We start from the raw sequence: 18,626 nt of genomic DNA, 5'->3' as shown, positions 1-18,626 counted from the left end.
GCTATTAATTAATGACGGTGAGTTGCTTGCGATAATTGCTTGGTGTAAATGAGGTCAGCTTTTTGAAGGTCTTAATAAACAGACTCGGACTGCTGTAACCTGATTCATACGCAATATCGGTCACCGAATAATTGGTAATTTCTAATTGCTTCATGGCGAAGTTAATGCGGATATCATTAATAATCTGCATTGGCGTCTTGCTGTAAAAACGCTGTGTCGCCCGGGTCAAATATTCCTGTGACTTACCGGATAACGCCACCATATTTTCCAGCGCGCCTTCGCCAAATTTATGTTTATCATGCATCTCTTCTACGGTGGTTTTTAGCCACTGCGGGATAACATCCTGCGTTTGCTCCTCACGAAAATGACGCAGGCGGTTAATCACATAGAATGAGACCACTTCAATAAACTCATCAAATTCACTTTCGCGAAAATTGAGTGAGGCAATAACCGACTCTATATAGCTGAGAAAGGCACTTTTAACAGAGTAGACCTGAGAGGCAACCAGGAAACTCGGCATCAGCGGCTGATAATGTTCCTCAAAGAAGCGTTTGCTGATGCCTACATTCAGGATGCGGGTCGCACCGAACTCATAAAAGCTTTGGTGATATGACCCCATCGGGATGAAAACAAAATCCCCGCGTTCCAGCATCACCCGTTTGCCATTGATTTCCTGATAATAGCGCCCGGTGAGCACGAGTGTGAACTCGTAGTAGTCGTGCTGGTGTAACCCGCTGATACTTTCCGTTTTGTTGTAGATGAAGACATGAAAATTTTTACCGTTAAACAGTTGTTGTTCAAGTGCGGTACTGATTTCCAGGGTCATCATCTTGGGTTGCCTCATCGTGGTATCTGCCTGTTATTGTACCTTCTCGTGAAGCTCAATCAATTCGGCAACCAGCTCACGGGCCAGCATTGAGGTCATAAGATGATCCTGCGCATGCACCAGCACCAGGCTGACCTTCATTTTGCCTTCGCCTTCATCGCTTTCGATGAGCTGCGTTTGTACGCGATGCGCTTCGCTCAGCGCCACGCGGGATTGTTCCATCGTTGCCTTTGCAGTGACGAAATCGCCCTGTTTGGCCTGTTTCAGCGCGGTGTACGCCAGGCTTCTGGCCTGTCCGGAGTTAATAATCAGCCCCATCACCACTTCTTCGAGGTCGTTTTGCTGCGCCTCATCTGCCACGATATTCTCCAGATCGAACATACTCTTTCCCTCTTTACGTCTGGCGGTACGGGGTGAACCCCGCACCGCGTTACATCAGAATTTCAGTGCGTTAGCGATATCTTCTTCGCTCTCTTGTTCATCAATCACGGCCTGTGCTTTATTCGACACCACCACGAATGGCAGGTAAACCAGCACCGATACGCCAAGGTTGAAGAACGCCAGGAGCAGAGCGGCGACGCTACCGTTGGTGTTAAAGAATGCGCCCAGACCAGTTGGCATCGTCCACGGAGCCAGGTTGGTGATCGGTGGGATAATCCCTAAACCGTAAGCGGACATGGTAATCGCGGCCAACAGCGGTTGAATCAGAATGAACGGAATGAACATCACCGGGTTCATGATGATCGGCAGACCAAACAGAATCGGTTCGTTAATCTGGAAGATGCCTGAAGGCAGCGCCAGCTTCGCAACCTGACGATGGTCAGCGCGGCGAGAAGCAATGAAGATGGCGATGATCAGACCCAGCGTCGCACCCGTACCACCGAGGAAGATGTAGGAATCCAGCATCGGTTTAGCCCACATATGGAAGCTCTTACCGGCTGCCAGCGCCGCTTCCACAGAACCGTACTGCTGATACGTCGCGATGTTTTCCAGCGCCCATGGGGTCATGATGCCGTTGTCCAGCGCGGTGAGCGCCAGAGAACCGTGCACACCAAAGAACCACAACAGCGAAGTAAAGATAACGTACGCCCAACCCACCACCGCACCCATCGACGCCAGCGGCGTAGAAATGGAATCCATGATGATCTGGTGGAAGTTGGTCTGCCAGTGCGTCAACGCCCAGGCGATAACGCCGAAGATGGACAGAATAATGAAGCCTGGAATAACCGCAGAGAACGAGCGAGACACCGAGCCCGGCACGCTGTCTGGCAGTCTAATCACCCAGTTACGGCGCACGATAAAGGTGAACATTTCTGCCACCACCAGGCCGATAATAATCCCGGAGATGATGTTTGCCCCACCCAGCCAGTTCGCACCGACGGCATAGGCTTCGCCCACGCTGTACGGTGTAACGGTCATGAATGCCGCGACGGCTAACAGCCCCGCCGCGAACGGATCGACTTTACGTTCTTCAGCTAACGCCATGCCTATGAAAAAAGGCGCCATCAGCGACATAATGCCCAACGTACCGTTGTACACGTTGCCGCCGATGGCTTTAAAACCATTCAGGGTCTCAATGGTCGAAGCGTCTAACCGAATGCCCATAGAAAAGAAGAACGAGCCTTCGCCAAAACTCAAAAACACGTTGTTGATAAGAACAAACATGGCCCCTGCGAGGGTCAACGGCATTAACTTAATAAAGCCGTTTTTAATCGCATTGACGTGCGGCTGCTTTCCTATTTTGACAGCAAAAGGAAGGAGTACCTTTTCAAGAGAGCTAATAACTTTACTCATAGAAAATACCCTTAAAGGCCGTAATAAAATATTACGGCGATTGTGTGTGAAATTACTCTTTGACGGGAAAATTAAATCAAAATTAAAAAATTATTGTGCTGCGGCTTTCTTAATAGCAGCGACGGCGGCTTTCAGCACGCCTAAACCATCTATTTTGCCATACAAAATAGAATCGATAACTTCCACTGGCTTATTGGGCAGCAGACGTTGAATCTCTGGCAACATATACGCAATTTGTGGGCCTAATAATACAACGTCGGCGGCTTCACCTTTTTCACCTGCAAGGGTTTCGGGGAAGGCTTCAATCACCACTGGCACTTCGTATTTCTCAGCCTGTGCGCGCATTTTCGACACCAGCAGTGAGGTGGACATGCCCGCAGAACAGAATAGGTAGATATGTTTCTTTTCCATACTCGCTTCCTCAATGTGTATTTTCTAACCGCCGCCGGGGAATGCATCCTGTTCGCAACGGGGCGGGATTATGGCGGTAACGAATTGTTACTTTGTGTTTATGAGGTGAGTATACGGCATCGCACTACGGCAAGATAATTCCTGGTAGACCTAAATTGTCTCTCCTTGACCTTCGGTTATGACTACCCTCACATTTTGGCAAATAATTCGCGCAATTAAATAAGCAGCTTGAGCCAAACAAAAAGCCCGACCAAAAGGCCGGGCTTGCTCAGGACTCAGCAGAATGTGTGATTCGGTTACTTAGCAGCCTGCGGGTCAGTATCGTACTCAGCACAGGTCTGGTAGCCAGAATTGACTACGTGACCGGTGTCATCCAGTGCGACAAAATAGGTTTGTGCTTTACCATCCCGTTGACCCAGCATGTAAGTCTGACAAGTACCACGGGCATGAATCATCGTAATTTCAGAAGAAGGCTTACCGGCAATCTGCATGACCTGCTCACGGCTCATGCCTTTTTTAACATCTTTCACCACCGGCTGTGTGAACTGGTCGGTAGTGCGATCGTAGGCGGTACAACCCGCCAACATGGTCAGTACTGCTGCTGCACCTAAAATTCCCGCTACGTTCTTGTTCATATTCCGTCCTCTTTTTTATCAGTGTGTTATAAGCCTGGAATAAATAGTGCTATTTTTCAACCCAACGAGTGATTTACCGTAACTTTCGGATAACTCTGGTAATAATGCGCTATGCTGCTGAATCGGGGGTTTTTCCGTCAGTCAAAACTGTGATCCTTGTCGTTTTATCCACAAAGAGGTAGCTTTAGCGGATACACGACAACCTTTTCGGGGAGGGGTAAATGGCTCTGCAACAAGAGATTATCGCGGCGTTGGGCGCTAAGCCGCAGGTCAACAGCGAAGAAGAGATCCGCCGTAGCGTAGATTTCCTGAAGTCTTATCTCACAACCTATCCATTTATTAAGTCACTGGTGCTCGGCATCAGCGGCGGTCAGGATTCCACGTTGACCGGAAAACTGTGCCAGCTTGCCATCAGCGAACTGCGTAAAGAAACCGGTGACGCCAGCCTGCAGTTTATTGCCGTGCGCCTGCCATACGGCGTTCAGGCCGATGAGCAGGATTGCCAGGACGCCATCGAATTTATCCAGCCAGACCGTGTTCTGACGGTCAATATCAAAGGCGCGGTGCTCGCCAGCGAAGAAGCGCTGCGTGAAGCCGGCATTGAGTTGAGTGATTTCATTCGCGGCAATGAAAAAGCACGCGAGCGCATGAAAGCCCAGTACAGCATCGCCGGGATGACCAAAGGCGTGGTGGTCGGCACCGATCACGCAGCAGAAGCGATCACCGGGTTTTTCACCAAATACGGCGACGGCGGCACTGACATCAACCCGATTTTCCGTCTGAACAAGCGTCAGGGCAAACAACTATTAGCCACCCTCGGCTGCCCGGAGCATCTGTATAAGAAAGCCCCGACCGCCGATTTAGAAGACGACCGCCCTTCTCTGCCAGATGAAGCAGCACTCGGCGTAACCTACGACAACATCGATGATTATCTTGAAGGCAAACCGGTTGACGCGGGCATCGCCAAAATCATCGAGGGCTGGTATTTGAAAACTGAACATAAGCGTCGCCCACCGATCACGGTTTTTGACGATTTCTGGAAGCGTTAATTCGTTTTACGCCCGGCGACTATGCCGTTGTCGGGCCGCTTCACTCTCTCTGACAGCCAGATAAGCCCCCCATCGTTGTACAATTTTGATGCAATTCTCTCGCCGCGCCGCTACACTGTACGGATAAACAGCATCAGGAGTGAATGTGGCCCGGCGTCAATCCGCCCCGCGTCTTGAATTTGAAGCGGCGGCAATCTACGAATATCCCGAACATCTGCGTCCCTCGCTGGAAGCGCTGCCTTCCCTGCCCGGCGTGTATACCTTTCATGGCGAAAGCGAAACCTTGCCGTTGTACATCGGTAAAAGCATCAATCTGCGCAGCCGCATTTTGTCGCATCTGCGCACGCCAGACGAAGCCGCTATGCTGCGCCAGTCGCGGCGAATCAGTTGGGTTCGCACTGCCGGAGAGATCGGCGCGCTGTTACTGGAAGCGAAACTCATCAAAGAGCGACAGCCGCTGTTTAATAAACGTCTGCGACGGAATCGTCAACTTTGCTCGCTGCTGCTGAAAGAGACGCAGCCACAGGTGGTGTACGCCAAAGAGATTGATTTTGCCCATCAGCCCGGATTGTTTGGCCTGTTTGCCAACCGCCGCGCGGCGCTTCAGGCGTTGCAAACCATCGCCGATGAACATCAGCTTTGTTATGGATTGTTGGGTCTGGAGAGCGTCACGCGTGGACGTGGCTGTTTTCGCTCAGCGCTGAAACGCTGCGCCGGGGCGTGCTGCGGTAAGGAAAGCCTGGAAGCCCATCACCAGCGACTGCTATCGGCACTCGCAAAATTGCAACTGACCTGCTGGCCCTGGCAAGGCGCAATCGCCCTGCAAGAGCGCGCAAATGACATGACCGAATACCATATCATCCATAACTGGCTATGGCTGGGATCGGTCACGAGTCTGAATGCCGCCGAGGAACTGCGTCGCTTACCCGCGGGGTTCGACCACGACGGCTACAAAATTCTGTGCAAGCCGTTGTTATCCGGCAAGGCTGAGATTATCGACCTGGCTGACTGCATCTAGCGGCCATGCCGGGTTCCAACTGATTTCGCTGTAGAGGATTTTACCTTCATCTTTCAGCAGGCGAAGGGTGTGATGTTCATCCTGCCAGTATGCGCCCTGATCTGCCGTCAACAGTTTGTCACCCAATTGCCACGCCCCACTCAACACCAGCACCATCCCGCCCCGTGCGCCGAAAGTCGTAAACGTCCGGTCGGCAACTCGCACTTTCGCCTGGCAGCGTTCGCGCCGGGTCATGATGTTGAGATCCATTGACATTTGCCCTTCTGAAAGCTGCGCCCGCACCGTTTGCTCTCCAGCAAAACCGAACGGCTGAAAACGCTTTAGCGTGTGATGGAAAGCCGTACCGCCGTCGAGCGTCACTTCGCCCCCTTCCAGCAGCGTGATAACACGATCGACGCCGGGGAATGCAGAAAACTCGCCGTTGCCCGCAATCGACGCAATGCTGGCACGCCAGTTAAAATCGCGGGTTGCAGGCGGAAAACAGCAAAGCTCGCGAGTTTCGCCTGCGCCATTTTTCCACAGACTAACCGGCATCTTGCGGATATCGAAATATTCCATCATCACTCCTGAAGAACCACTCAGGCTGCATCGGTGGCAGCCATGTTTATTATCAGTTATTCACCACAGACGGATTATCGGCACGAGGCACGCAGAGCCTTAGCAGCTTTCTGCATTTATTGGCGCAAATAGTCGGTAACGGCATGATATCCGTGAGAAAAGAGTCTACAAGTGGTTGCTAAGGAGAATACCGGGAATGCGGCAACTGGCAAGAGGCAGGCAAAGAAAAACCGCCGGGCCTGCCCACGGCTTTTCGCTGATGTGGGCAAGACCGGCGGTCTTTAAGTCAGTGCGGCTGAATTACTCAGCAGTAGAAGGCATTTTACCTTCCAGCGCGTGACGTTCTGTCAGACGCTTCTCAAAATTGGCATTAAATTGCTTTTTCTGTTCCGGCGTCAGGATGTTGTAGATCTTGTTCTGGGTTTCCATACGGGAAACGGCCATGTCTTTGTGCTGCGCTTCCATTTTGGTCACCATCTCTTCGGCTTTTGCTTTATCGAAGGAATCGCTGGCAATCAGGTTATGCATCGCACGACGTTCGTCGAGGGATGGACGCTGCATTTTGCTGTGCTGCTCTTTCATGATGGTGCGGATCTGCTGTTTCTGCGCATCGGTCAGGTTCAGGCCTTTGAACATCATGTCATGATGCATACCCGGCTTGCCTTTATGGTGCATCATCGCCGTGTTGTCAGCGGTGCCCGTGGTGCCTGCGGTGGTGGTTTCAACAGCATGTGCCAGGTTAGCGGCGCCCAGAGCCAGAACAGAAGCGATAATCAGGGAAGATGTCATCTTTTTCATAATATATACCTTACTTTCAGTTTATTTTTTACGGCGTGTTGCCGTGTTGACGTGATTAACTTTACGGGGTTAAACGTCAATGATTCAGAGCAAACGTAAAACAGTGAAAGTATAAAAACGACTTTCTCGCCAATTGTGGAGGAAATAAGGAAAAAGTGTGGAGAGTTGCAAGGAGAAATAGATAACTGGCTGTTCTGGAAGAGATTATGAAGAAGTGTAGCGCAAGCCTGTCTAATTAAAAAGCACTTAATAAGAATACTCCGCAATTCTGGAGGAAGGGTATGGTTGATCTGAAAAATAAAAAATTGGCGATGAGGAAATTCACATCGCCGTGTTGAGAATTTATTCGTCTCGCACCAGCATCAACCCTGCCCGCAGCCCTGGAGCCACATTCGGATTAGGGAACAACACATATTCCGTTTGCTGCTTCGCCACCCACCGTGCTTCTCCCTCTTCAGCAAGCAGCGTCCCTTCACTGAAAGGCGTGAAGTTCAGGGTTTCATTGGACATATGCAACCGGAAGCGGTCGTCATGACGGGTGATTTGCTGCGCAACGCGGTATTTCAGCGGCAGCGGCGCAGACGCTACTTCCCCGCCAAGCAGCTGCGCCAGCGCTTTCTGTGTGACGGCAAACTGACTTAAGTCGTTATGCCCAAATGGCAGCGCTTTACCCAATTCCAGCGTGCAGGACAGTGCGCTAAACCGTTCGCAGCTGTAATGGGTAAATGTGCCGCCAGCACTCTGATGAAACACCAGCGCTTCCAGCCCCGCCGCCCCCAGCCAATGCAAAAATGCCTCTTCCCAGGGTTCTTTGCGCAGCGGCAGTACGCCGAAGCGCACGTGATGCGAGCCGCGAATGGCGGTATGCATATCAAGATGCCAGCGCAGGGAATCCAGCGGTTGCCAAAACTGCGACAGCGCATGTTCAAGCCTCGCAGCACGGGCTGTTTCCAGCGACGGTACAAACTCATGCCAGCGACCGCCGAACATCCGGTTCATGTCGCTGTGCAGATAACGTTTGTTTTCCGTTAGCGCCGGAGGATTGCCCAGCACCACCAGCAATCGCCAACTCAGCGATAATTCGCCACTCATCAGGCCGCGTAATAACGCATCCAGCATTTCAACCGGGGCCGTTTCATTGCCGTGAATACCCGCCGACAGCACCAGCGCCTGCGAACAAGGCGCAAACGGCGTGAGTTCCAGAATGCCGTTGTCATGCCATTGCCAGTGAAACTGTGCCGTTTCGCCGCGCGTCTGGTTCGGTTTATCGCCCGCAAGCGTCAGAGCCAGAAAGTCCTGCATGCTGCCTCCTTTATTGCTGGAACGGATAGACCGAACCCAGACCGAGGATCCGCGTCAGCTGATCCAGTGCCTCGCGCCCTTCGCGCAATAACTGCGGGTCGGCTAAATCTGCCTGGGTCAGACGATCGCGATAGTAGCGATCAACCCAGGTATTCAGGGTATCGAACAGCGTGTCGTTCATCAGCACCGCCGGGTTTACCGCCTGAATTTCTGCTTCATTCAGTACCACGCGCAGACGTAAACAGGCCGGGCCGCCGCCGTTTGCCATGCTTTCACGCAAGTCGAACACTTTCAGCTCGTTGATCGGGTTATCCTGCGCAAGCACATCGTTCAGATACGACCACACGCCCGTATGCTCCTGAGATTCTTTCGGCAATACCAGCATCATGCTGCCATCCGGTTTGCTCAGCAGTTGGCTATTGAACAGGTACGTTGATACCGCATCATTTACCGAAACGCGTGACGTCGGCACTTCAACCGGCGTGAAGTGTGGCACCCGTTCGCGCAGTTGCGCCAATAACTGTGGCTGATTGAGGAACGCCTGATCATGGCAGAAAAGCACCTGTCGGTTGCTGACCGCAATCACATCATTATGGAACACACCCTGATCGATAACTGCCGGGTTCTGCTGAGCGAAAATAATCTGCTGCGGGTTAACCTGGTTCAGCCGTGCCACAGCTTGACTGGCTTCCAGTGTCTGACGCGCCGGGTAACGCTGCGGCTGCTGATGTCCGCCCTCTTCGCGCCCGTAGACAAACAGCTGCACGCCGGGCTGATGATAATCGCCGCCAAGACGGTTGTGATTCGCAGCCCCTTCATCGCCAAACATCGCCACCTGCGGCAGCGCGCCGTGGACCGCAAACGCCTGCTCATTATTGAAAATCGCGCGCAGCACCGCTTCGGTGGTCGGTGCTTCGCTGGCGCGATGGAATTTGTTGTTTAGGTTCGCCACCGTCAGATGCACTTTGCCATCCAGCGCATCGGCTGACGGACATACCGTCGCTGCATTCGCCACCCACATTGATGAAGCCGAGCTAACAGCCGAAAGCAGTTGCGGAGCCTGTGTCGCCGCTTTCTCGACAATTTGTTCATCGCTGCCGGTGAAACCTAACTGGCGTAACAGCGGCACATTTGGGCGTTCCTGCGGCGGCAACACGGCTTGTTTAAAACCGAGATCCGCCAGCGCTTTCATTTTCAGCAGGCCCTGTTTCGCCGCCAGTTGAGGGTTCGAGGTGCGGAAACGGTGCTTCGTCGATGCCTCATTGCCAAACGACAGCCCGGCGTAGTGATGCGTCAAACCCGGCAGCCCATCAAAATTCACTTCCCAGGCTTTCATGATGTCACCTCAGAGGAGAAATCGAGACCCGGATTGAGCGTGCCCGGCAGCGACAGCGCCGGAGACTCCAGGCTTGCCATCGGCCACGCGCAGTAATCTGCCGCATACCAGGCACCAGCACGATGATTGCCCGATGCACCCACGCCGCCAAACGGCGCGGTACTCGCCGCCCCGGTCAACGGTTTATTCCAGTTGACGATCCCGGCGCGCGCTTCCAGCAATAGCTGGTCGAATTTGTCGCGCTCGGCAGAGACCAGACCACAGGACAAGCCATAGCGCGTGTTATTCGCCAGCGCAATCGCTTCATCGAAATCGTCATAACGCCATACGCAAAGCAGCGGGCCAAACACTTCTTCATCTACCACATTCTGCACATGGGTCATGTCGATAATGCCCGGTGTTACCAGTGACGTTCCCGGCTCCAGCAGACGAGGTTCAAGTAAGGTCACGCCGCCATTGGCAACATGTTGCAGCCAGGCTGTGCGCACGTTTTGCGCCGCCTGTTCGGTGATCAGACCGCCAATAAACGGTTGCGGCTCAGCGTTCCAACTGCCCGGAATAATGCGCCGCGTGACATCCACCAGCCGTTTGAGGAAAGCATCCCCCGCTTCGCCGCGCTTCACCAGCAGACGACGCGCGCAGGTGCAGCGCTGCCCGGCGGTGATAAACGCTGACTGTACTGCCACGTGAACAGCCGCATCGAGATCCTGCGGTTCATCGATAATTAGCGGGTTATTGCCGCCCATTTCCAGCGCTAGAATTTTTTGCGGCTGACCTGCCAGTTGGCGATGCAGCGTAAAACCAGTGTTGGAGCTGCCGGTGAACAGCAGGCCGTCCAAATCAGCCTGAGAACTTAACGCCTCGCCTGTCGCACGGCCGCCCTGAATCAGGTTCAACACGCCCGCGGGTAAACCGGCCTGTTCCCACAGTTTTACCACCGCTTCGCCACTCATCGGCGTTAATTCGCTTGGCTTAAACACAACGGTGTTGCCCGCCAGCAACGCAGGCACGATATGCCCGTTCGGCAAATGGCCGGGGAAATTGTAAGGGCCAAACACCGCCAGCACGCCGTGTGGACGGTGACGCAGCGTTGCCGTGCCGTCTGGCATCGGTGTTTCCTGCTCGCCGGTACGGCTGTGATAGCCTTTCACCGAAATCGCAATCTTGTTGATCATCGCGCCAATTTCGGTCGCCGCTTCCCAGCGCGGTTTGCCGGTTTCACGAGCGATGACTTCGGTCAGCGCTTCTTTATTCGTTTCCAGTAACGCGGCAAATTTTTCTGCAATCTGCTGACGCACGCTAAACGGCTGTGTCGCCCAGCCAGGGAAAGCGCCGCGAGCGGCTTTTACCGCTTCCGCCACCTGTTCGGCGTCGGCATCATTGCCTTGCCACACGGCTTCGTGAGTGACGGGATTGGTTTTGCTGCGTGCCTCTGCGCGCCCGGTGACCCAGTCACCGTTGATCCATAAACTCATGCTTTTTTCTCCTCAGGGCAAAGACGAACCAGCCGTACACGGTCGCCCGCGTGGCATTTCAGGGCATCAAGCTGTTTTGCGCTCAGCAACAGTTTGTCGGTGTGCGGGTCGGCCTGCACCAGCATCGCACGGTAGTGTTCATATTGCTCGTTAGCCACCAGACAAGTTGGAAGTTCGCCCGGCGCGGGCTGGCCTTCACCCACTTCCACCAGACGGCTTTTACGGATCGCGCGCACGCGGTCGATGTCACATTCCAGCGTGGGGCCGCCGTCGAAAATATCGACGTAGTTACGGTAGCGGAACCCTTCTTTTTCCAGCACCGCACGCGCAGGCGCGGTTTGTGGATGTACTTCGCCAATGACGCGACGCGCTTCCGGGGAAAGGAAATCGGTGTAGATCGGGTGTTTTGGCATCAGTTCGGCGATAAACGCTTTTTGCCCGGTGCCGCACAGATAATCCGCACGAGCGAATGGCATTGAGAAGAAGCGCTGGCCCAGACTTTCCCAGAACGGGGAGTAACCGTGCTCGTCAATCACGCCACGCATTTCGGCCACCACTTTTTCGTTAAAGTGGTCACGAAACGCCGCCATAAACAGGAAGCGGGATTTTGACAACAGATAGCCGTTGCCCTCTTTGCGCCAATCCGGGTCGAGGAACAGCGTGCAGAGTTCACTGCTACCGGTGTGATCGTGGGTGAGGAACAGTGTCGGCAGCGCGTTATAAACATTCAGCTCTTTCGAGGCGTGAACCAGCGTGCCGACGCGATAGTTGTACCACGGCTCATGCAGGCCAACAGCCACTTCGATGGCGCAAATCCCCGCCACGCTGCCCGTCGCACTGTCTTCCAGCACGAACACATAACCCTGCTCACCTTTTTCCAGTGTTCCGTTCCAGGTGTTGATGGAACGCTCAATGCGTGCCGACAGTGTCGTTTCGTCGGCGGGAAGCGACGTTAAACCGCCGCCGGTTTTCCCTGCGAGAGCCAGCAGGCCAGGCAGATCCTCATGCCTGACCGGACGGATCACCATCATGATGACACCTCAGAGACAAAGCGTTCGCAGGTCTTCTCAAAGCGGTCGAGGCCCGACTTCACCTCTTCTTCGCTGATGATCAGCGCAGGCGCGAAACGCACCACATTAGCCCCGGCAATCAGCACCATCAAACCGTTTTCCGCAGCGAGCTGGCTGATTTGTTTGGCTTTCCCGGCGTACTCTTTTTTCAGTATGCAGCCAATCAGCAAACCCATGCCGCGAACTTCGTCGAACAGGCCGAATTTGGCATTAATAGCAGTCAGGCGCTCGGAGAACCACTGATTGCGCTGCTTCACGCCATTCAGCACTTCTTTGGTGTTGAGGATAGACAGCACTTCCCCGGCAACCGCACAGGCCAATGGGTTGCCACCGTAGGTGGTGCCATGCGTACCGACAACCATCACGCTGGCGAATTCGTCCCGGGTCAGCAAGGCACCAATCGGGAAACCACCGCCAAGCGCTTTCGCCGTCGACAGTGCATCTGGCGTCACGCCGTAATGCATATAGGCATACAGCTCACCGGTACGACCAACGCCCGTTTGCACTTCATCAAAAATCAGCAAGGCGTTATGGCGATCGCAGAGTTCGCGCAACTCTTTCAGGAAAGCAGGTGTCGCAGGTACTACGCCGCCCTCGCCCTGGATAGGTTCGACAATTACCGCACAGGTGTCGTCATTGATCAGGGCACGAGCCGAATCAATATCGTTATAAATGGCGTGCTGAATTTGCGGCGGAAGCGGCGCAAAATCCTGTGAATAGGAAGGCTGACCGCCTGCGCTGACGGTAAACAGCGTGCGTCCGTGGAAGGCATTTTTGAATGCCACGATGCCGCTTTTCTGCGGACCAAATTTGTCGTGGGCGTATTTACGCGCCAGTTTCAGCGCCGCTTCGTTGGCTTCCGCACCGGAGTTACAGAAGAACACTTTGTCGGCAAAGGTGGAGTCAATCAGCTGTTTCGCCAGTTTCAAAACCGGTTCATTCGTGTAGCCATTACCGGTGTGCCAGAACTTGCCTGCCTGTTCGGTCAGCGCACGGATCATCGCCGGATGCGCATGACCCAGCGCGTTCACTGCAATTCCGCCTGCAAAATCAATGTACTCTTTGCCCTGTTGATCCCACAGGCGAGAGCCTTCTCCACGTACCGGAATAAAAGGCGCCGGGGCGTAAACCGGCATCATCCAATCGTCAAAATTTCCGCGCGTAACTGAGTGAGTCATAGCAACCTCTTCCGGTAAACATTCCGTTATTGTGATGTTAATAAATATGAGTATTTGTGCTGTAAATGTATATTGCACGCATCGTGCCAGCCAGCGACAAAACTGCATAAACGGAAGGAGCCAACTAAATATCAATGAGTTACAACCTATCGCTATTCACATTAATTGCATATAAAGTGAATAAATAATCTGTTAACGCCATTAGCAGCGCTAATAACAGCAATGTTATGCATTAATAAAACTTAATTCATGAAGTGTGAAGGCTGCGACATTTGTTGTCATTCTGCGCCCCAAAACGGGGCGTAATGCACACTGAACGGGCAATATTTGTCGCCACTCTCCCCCTGCGCTACGCTCAATTTGTTCATTTAACGGGCAGGCTTTATGGGGAAACACAATGCGGCATTTTGATGCAGTGCTGATTGGTGCGGGTCAGGCAGCACCTTCTTTGGCAGTGGAACTGGCAGCGCGTGGACAACGTGTGGCATTGATTGAAGGCAATCTTTTTGGCGGCACCTGTGTCAATTTCGGTTGTACGCCAACCAAGACACTGCGGAAGTCGGCGCGAGTGGCGCATATGGCACGACGAGCCGCTGAATTTGGCGTTATCACCGGGCCGGTCAGCGTCGATTTTCCTGCTGCAATGTTACGGATGCGCCAGCGTGTAGAAACGTCCCGCAACGGCTTAGTCGGTTGGCTTGAGGCGACGGATAATGTGGAAACGATCCACGGCTGGGCGTGTTTTCAGGGGCGTGATGGCGACAATTTTCTGCTTGAGGTTAACGGCGAAACGCTTTCTGCTGCGCAGGTGTATCTCAATACCGGGACTCGCGCCTTTATTCCCGATTTGCCCGGCATCGACAGCGTGCCGTATCTCGATAACGCCAGTTTGCTGGCGCTCACCGAATGCCCTGCGCACCTGATTATTGTCGGTGCCAGCTATATTGGCCTGGAGCTGGGACAAATATTCCGTCGTCTTGGCGCTGAGGTGTCGATTATTCACCGCGCGGGCCGAATTGCCGAACGTGAAGACGAGGATATTAGTGAGCAGATCGCCGAATTTATGCGTGCCGAAGGCATCAAGTTCTATCTCAATAATAGCGTCAGCAGCCTTGCGCCCAATGCCGATGGCCTGACTGCGCAGTTAGCAGACGGCACTGCGTTAAGCGGCAGCCACATTCTATTTGCCACCGGTCGCCAGCCTAATTCCGAACGACTCAATCTTGCTGCCATCGGCGTCGAAACCGACAAACGAGGATTTGTGCGTACCGATGCACATTTCAATAGCAACGTGGCGGGCATTAAAGCGTTGGGCGATATCAACGGGCGCGGCGCATTTACGCACACCAGCTTTCATGACTATCAAATCGTACTGGCGGAAATCGACGGTCAGCAGCCAGATGGGCAATGGCACGACGCCGATAAGCGAGTGCTGAGCTACGCGATGTTTACCGATCCGCCGCTGGGCCGCGTAGGCATTACGCTCACACAAGCGCGCGAACTTGTCGCACAAGGGCAGCAGATTCTGGTGGCCGAAATTAACATGGCAGACGTCAGCCGCGCAAAGGAAGAGAGTGAAACGTATGGCATGATTCGCCTGATTGTCGATGCCCAAAGCGAACGCTTTCTTGGCGCGGCGTTTCTCGGGATCGGTGGGGATGAAATCGTGTCGGTCATTTCCAACTATATGGCGACGGGAGCCAGTTATCGGCTAATGATGCAGGCTTTGCCCGTGCACCCTACGGTGGCAGAGTTTTTGCCAACGGTGTTAGGACGGTTACGGAAATTGTAGGGTTATCAGCCCCGGCCAACAGACCGGGGCTAACAGGGTTTACCAGCTATACCTGACGCCTAACTGCGCGCCGAAGCCTTGCGTCACTTCGCCCTTTTCATAGCCAAGATTGCCGATAAAGCTCCAGTTTTCATTGGTTCTTGCACGTAGTCCCACCGACAAATCGAACCCAGCCCCTTGCTGGTCGCTCTTAAAACGGCCCCCGGCATAGGTGACATCGGTTTTCCCCAACCATTCCTGGTTCACACCGACTTCAACAAACGGTTCATAAATGGAACCCGATTCTGCTTCACTGTTGTATCCCAGCAATAATGCGGCCCGGGTAGTGAAGCTGTCACTTTTACCGTAACGAACGTCGGCGTTCATGTTGGTTTTAAAGCTTTTACTCGCCGAATAGGCGTAACCCAGTTCGGCTTTTGGCTCAAAAATCCATTTACTTTTTTCATCGATAATCTCCTCAAACTGTTTCCCCAGTTCAACGGTCGCGGCAAAGTAATTTCGGTCTGGATTAAAGGTGATTTTCTCCCCGGCAGAGGTGTAGTTCTGGGCTTTCATTTTCGACCAGAAATAACGCAACGTACCGTAGGAATACCAGCCGTCGCTGTTATCCCACACGCCGTATAACCCGACGCCAGGCGTGTTGGCGCTCGCGCTACCATCGGGGTAACCGGCATTGTGGTGCTTGATATTATCGGCGTACATGTAGCCCACCATAATACCGGCATAATATTTGTTCTCTTCGTTCTCGTAGATCTCTTTGTCATATCCCAGCTCAATGCCATAGAGATTCATTTTCGAATCGATAGTGTCATCGATTTTCAAATGTTTACCCCAGGAACGCACCCAGACTTCATTTGGCTGGAAAATGTCTTGTTCGCGTAATTCCGTGATGCGATGGCGGAATTCGTTCAGTCCTGATTTGATGATCGACAGCTGAACGGCCGGAATATTGGTGATGACTTTAGCTGTTGTGGTCGGAGTGTAGTCCGTTTGCAGGTAGTAGTTATCGTCCACGGCGCGGTAAAGGTGATAGTTCCAGGCACCGCTGTCTACCACACCGCCGTATAACGAAAAGTCGACAGATTTATCGGTGGCGTTATCCAGATTAACCACCTGAATACCGTAGCCGTTAATTTCTCGGGTGTCAGTGGCATAACCCGTTGAATACACTTTCAGCACGTTATTTTCACCCTTACTCGCCCCGCCATCGACGATGATTTTGTCCGTCGTAAGCCCGGGTGAATCAAAATACGTATTGAGAAGATAAGTCGAGTTATCTGACGTCAGGCTGTTCACCGTTAGGGTGTTATAGCCCTCTTTATTACGCATGTCCGTCAGAGCGTTATCCATACTCAGATGCGTGATGTTACTGCTGTCGCGCATCAGCCAGGTGGAGTTTTTCAACGCCACAGTGGAGGCCACGCCAGCTTGCGCACTCGTACCAATCGCGTTTTCTAACCAGGAATGGGTGGCTGTAAGCACGCCATTATGGGCGTCAAACCACGCAAGTTTCGATCCATTACCAATGGCGACGGATTCCTCTAACGTGATTCGGCTGGTCTGGGTGTCGCTGTCGCTCCACGCGTAAAACAAATTATCGTTGTCAGTGGTTAAAATGCTATGGGTAAATGAGATATGCCCTTCCCGTTCAATACCGACCAGCGTATGATCGAGTGAATTGCCGGAGACTTTCATGCCTGCAATCTCAATGCTTCCACCGTCTTTTGCGAGCACGCCGTAGCGCCCATTCCCATCGACATTGAGCGTGTGCGAACCATTGCCCTGAATATGGATTTGGCCGCCTTCCGATAACACACCGTAGGAGCCGTTATTGTTGGCCTCAACATTCATCCCGGCGATATTCAGCATAGCCGCTGAATTTTCATCGCCATTCGAATCAAAAGCGAACAGACCGGCGCCTTCGTTATATTGGGTGCCGTGATTGTCGTTGCTGTTGGCTTTCAGCGTGTGGTTTCCCTTTGAACTGACGATATTGACCAGCGCGCCGTCACTCACCTTAATGCCCGCATCCGGGCTACCATCGATCAGAACATCCATATCAAAGATATCCAGCCGGGACTGCGTCGTATCAAACACCCCCGCGACATGAATGCCGATCCCCTCTTTCTTTTCGGCGCTCCCCGTTTGATTACCCGAAATTGTCAGGGTGTTGCCCGTGGTGCTGCTGACTGCCATTTGCCCGCCATTAGCAACGTCAATGCCATAACGACCGTTGTCACTGACGGTCACGTCCATATCTTTGATGAAGATTGTCGCAGGGTCTTTGGAGGTGCCATTTTCATGCAAACCATCCACCGCAATACCAGCAGCCCATGACGCTGACTCGGTTGATTTATTGCCTGTAAGAGTTAATTTTTGGCTTCCATCGCCGGTAATACTGATTATCCCGCCGTCACGAGCGTATAAGCCATATAACCCATTGTTATTGGCTTCTACATGCATGTTTTTAATAATAATTGCCGCTTGCTCGTCCGGGGAACCATCCGAAGTACCGTGTGCCAGTAATCCTGAACCATAAGCCCATTGCTCAAGCGTCGCTGAGTGGAATTGCTTATTCTCATTAGCGACTAAGGTGTTATTTCCGGACGTGCTCTCAATGGAAATAATGCCACTCATCGCCGCAACAACGCCCTCACGTTCGTTACTATTGGAGATGATATTCATATCCTTGATGGCAATAATCGATTGCTTCCCGGTTTCACTGTCAGAATCCCTGGCGTGAATACCTTTTCCGGCATCATTACCGTCACCCTGAATGTCTTTCATTCTGGTGTTATACACATCTAACTGGTTAGCCTCATCGCTGCCAATGATTTGCACTAAGCCACCATTACGCGCCGCAATACCCTGATAAGCCTGGTCTTTGACGTGAATGTCCATCCCCTGGATGTTAATCTCGGAACGGTGACCCGTTTTGCCGACAGAATCAGCTGAGAGACCATCGCCTCTGTTCTTATCAGCGCTGTTATTTTCAGAGACGGTCAGCGTATTACTTTCCTTACCGGTAATATTGATCACGCCACCGTCAGTCGCGCGAATACCGTAGGGGCCATTTTTACTGGCAACAATATTCATTCCCTCCACGTTCAATAGGGAATAATCTTTAACGAGGATACCGCTACCACTACTGTCATCTTCTAAACCATTACCTGTCACGGTAAGCTGCTGACCGCTGCTCCCGCTAATGGCTACCTGCCCCTGGCTTTGCACTCTGATCCCTGCCTGAACATTCTCATTAACCTCCATAGACATATTTGATATGTTGATGAGAGCGTTATCTTCAGACTGTATTCCAACTTCGCCATTTCCATTCACATGCAATGTGGATCCTCCACCCTCTCTTCCTGATATGCTGATACTGCT

Annotated in this window: 16 protein-coding genes; 3 read left to right on the top strand and 13 right to left on the bottom strand. The window is 52.8% G+C overall.

Annotated features, from left to right (window positions below; genetic code table 11):
- Window positions 1-4: 4 nt before the first annotated feature.
- The 5 genes from chbR to osmE form a co-directional block, all read right to left on the bottom strand.
- A complete protein-coding gene (gene chbR, locus VH187_RS14270) occupies window positions 5-829 on the bottom strand; it encodes a transcriptional regulator ChbR (RefSeq protein ID WP_329702113.1) in 825 nt (274 codons plus the stop codon).
- 30 nt (window positions 830-859) lie between these two features.
- Window positions 860-1,207 (bottom strand): PTS N,N'-diacetylchitobiose transporter subunit IIA, encoded by a 348-nt coding sequence (gene chbA / locus VH187_RS14265; protein WP_329702112.1) that lies wholly within the window; start codon window positions 1,205-1,207, stop codon window positions 860-862.
- A gap of 54 nt (window positions 1,208-1,261) precedes the next feature.
- The gene (gene chbC, locus VH187_RS14260; RefSeq protein ID WP_329702111.1) at window positions 1,262-2,620 is read right to left on the bottom strand and encodes a PTS N,N'-diacetylchitobiose transporter subunit IIC; all 1,359 of its coding nucleotides are present in this window, start codon (window positions 2,618-2,620) and stop codon (window positions 1,262-1,264) included.
- A gap of 90 nt (window positions 2,621-2,710) precedes the next feature.
- The gene (gene chbB / locus VH187_RS14255) at window positions 2,711-3,031 is read right to left on the bottom strand and encodes a PTS N,N'-diacetylchitobiose transporter subunit IIB (RefSeq protein WP_329702110.1); all 321 of its coding nucleotides are present in this window, start codon (window positions 3,029-3,031) and stop codon (window positions 2,711-2,713) included.
- A 296-nt stretch (window positions 3,032-3,327) separates the two neighbouring features.
- Complete coding sequence (gene osmE / locus VH187_RS14250) at window positions 3,328-3,666, bottom strand: osmotically-inducible lipoprotein OsmE (RefSeq protein ID WP_329702109.1); 339 nt, start codon at window positions 3,664-3,666, stop codon at window positions 3,328-3,330.
- Between the two features lie 221 nt (window positions 3,667-3,887).
- On the opposite strand from osmE, the gene nadE reads away from it, so the two are divergent.
- Together nadE and cho are read left to right on the top strand one after the other, a co-directional pair.
- Window positions 3,888-4,715: an ammonia-dependent NAD(+) synthetase gene (gene nadE / locus VH187_RS14245; protein ID WP_329702108.1), complete on the top strand. Its 828-nt coding sequence runs from the start codon at window positions 3,888-3,890 to the stop codon at window positions 4,713-4,715.
- Between the two features lie 145 nt (window positions 4,716-4,860).
- Entirely contained in the window at window positions 4,861-5,733 is an 873-nt protein-coding gene (gene cho / locus VH187_RS14240) for an excinuclease Cho (protein WP_329702107.1), read from the top strand.
- Here cho and ves read toward each other — a convergent pair.
- From ves to VH187_RS14205, 7 genes are all read right to left on the bottom strand, one after another.
- Complete coding sequence (gene ves / locus VH187_RS14235; RefSeq protein ID WP_329702106.1) at window positions 5,689-6,291, bottom strand: environmental stress-induced protein Ves; 603 nt, start codon at window positions 6,289-6,291, stop codon at window positions 5,689-5,691. The two genes, cho and ves, sit on opposite strands and share 45 nt — an antisense overlap.
- A gap of 300 nt (window positions 6,292-6,591) precedes the next feature.
- Complete coding sequence (gene spy / locus VH187_RS14230; RefSeq protein ID WP_329702466.1) at window positions 6,592-7,092, bottom strand: ATP-independent periplasmic protein-refolding chaperone Spy; 501 nt, start codon at window positions 7,090-7,092, stop codon at window positions 6,592-6,594.
- Window positions 7,093-7,431: 339 nt separating this feature from the next.
- On the bottom strand, window positions 7,432-8,391 hold the full coding sequence (gene astE / locus VH187_RS14225) for a succinylglutamate desuccinylase (RefSeq protein WP_329702105.1): 960 nt from the start codon (window positions 8,389-8,391) through the stop codon (window positions 7,432-7,434).
- A 10-nt stretch (window positions 8,392-8,401) separates the two neighbouring features.
- Window positions 8,402-9,727 (bottom strand): N-succinylarginine dihydrolase, encoded by a 1,326-nt coding sequence (gene astB / locus VH187_RS14220; RefSeq protein WP_329702104.1) that lies wholly within the window; start codon window positions 9,725-9,727, stop codon window positions 8,402-8,404.
- Complete coding sequence (astD, locus tag VH187_RS14215) at window positions 9,724-11,202, bottom strand: succinylglutamate-semialdehyde dehydrogenase (RefSeq protein WP_329702103.1); 1,479 nt, start codon at window positions 11,200-11,202, stop codon at window positions 9,724-9,726. Before astD ends, astB begins: the two co-directional genes overlap by 4 nt.
- Complete coding sequence (gene astA / locus VH187_RS14210) at window positions 11,199-12,233, bottom strand: arginine N-succinyltransferase (protein ID WP_329702102.1); 1,035 nt, start codon at window positions 12,231-12,233, stop codon at window positions 11,199-11,201. The genes astD and astA overlap by 4 nt, the downstream gene beginning before the upstream one ends.
- Window positions 12,230-13,450: an aspartate aminotransferase family protein gene (locus VH187_RS14205; protein WP_329702101.1), complete on the bottom strand. Its 1,221-nt coding sequence runs from the start codon at window positions 13,448-13,450 to the stop codon at window positions 12,230-12,232. The genes astA and VH187_RS14205 overlap by 4 nt, the downstream gene beginning before the upstream one ends.
- 397 nt (window positions 13,451-13,847) lie before the next feature.
- Between VH187_RS14205 and VH187_RS14200 the strand changes: the two genes are divergently transcribed.
- Window positions 13,848-15,242 (top strand): mercuric reductase, encoded by a 1,395-nt coding sequence (locus VH187_RS14200; RefSeq protein ID WP_329702100.1) that lies wholly within the window; start codon window positions 13,848-13,850, stop codon window positions 15,240-15,242.
- Between the two features lie 39 nt (window positions 15,243-15,281).
- Here VH187_RS14200 and VH187_RS14195 read toward each other — a convergent pair whose 3' ends face one another.
- Complete coding sequence (locus VH187_RS14195) at window positions 15,282-18,473, bottom strand: autotransporter outer membrane beta-barrel domain-containing protein (protein WP_329702099.1); 3,192 nt, start codon at window positions 18,471-18,473, stop codon at window positions 15,282-15,284.
- Between the last annotated feature and the right edge of the window lie 153 nt (window positions 18,474-18,626).

The sequence above is a fragment of the Scandinavium sp. genome, from assembly GCF_036271055.1.
Lineage (GTDB): Bacteria > Pseudomonadota > Gammaproteobacteria > Enterobacterales > Enterobacteriaceae > Scandinavium.
Note: the sequence above shows the minus strand (reverse complement) of the source record. Positions and strands in the feature narration are given on the sequence as shown.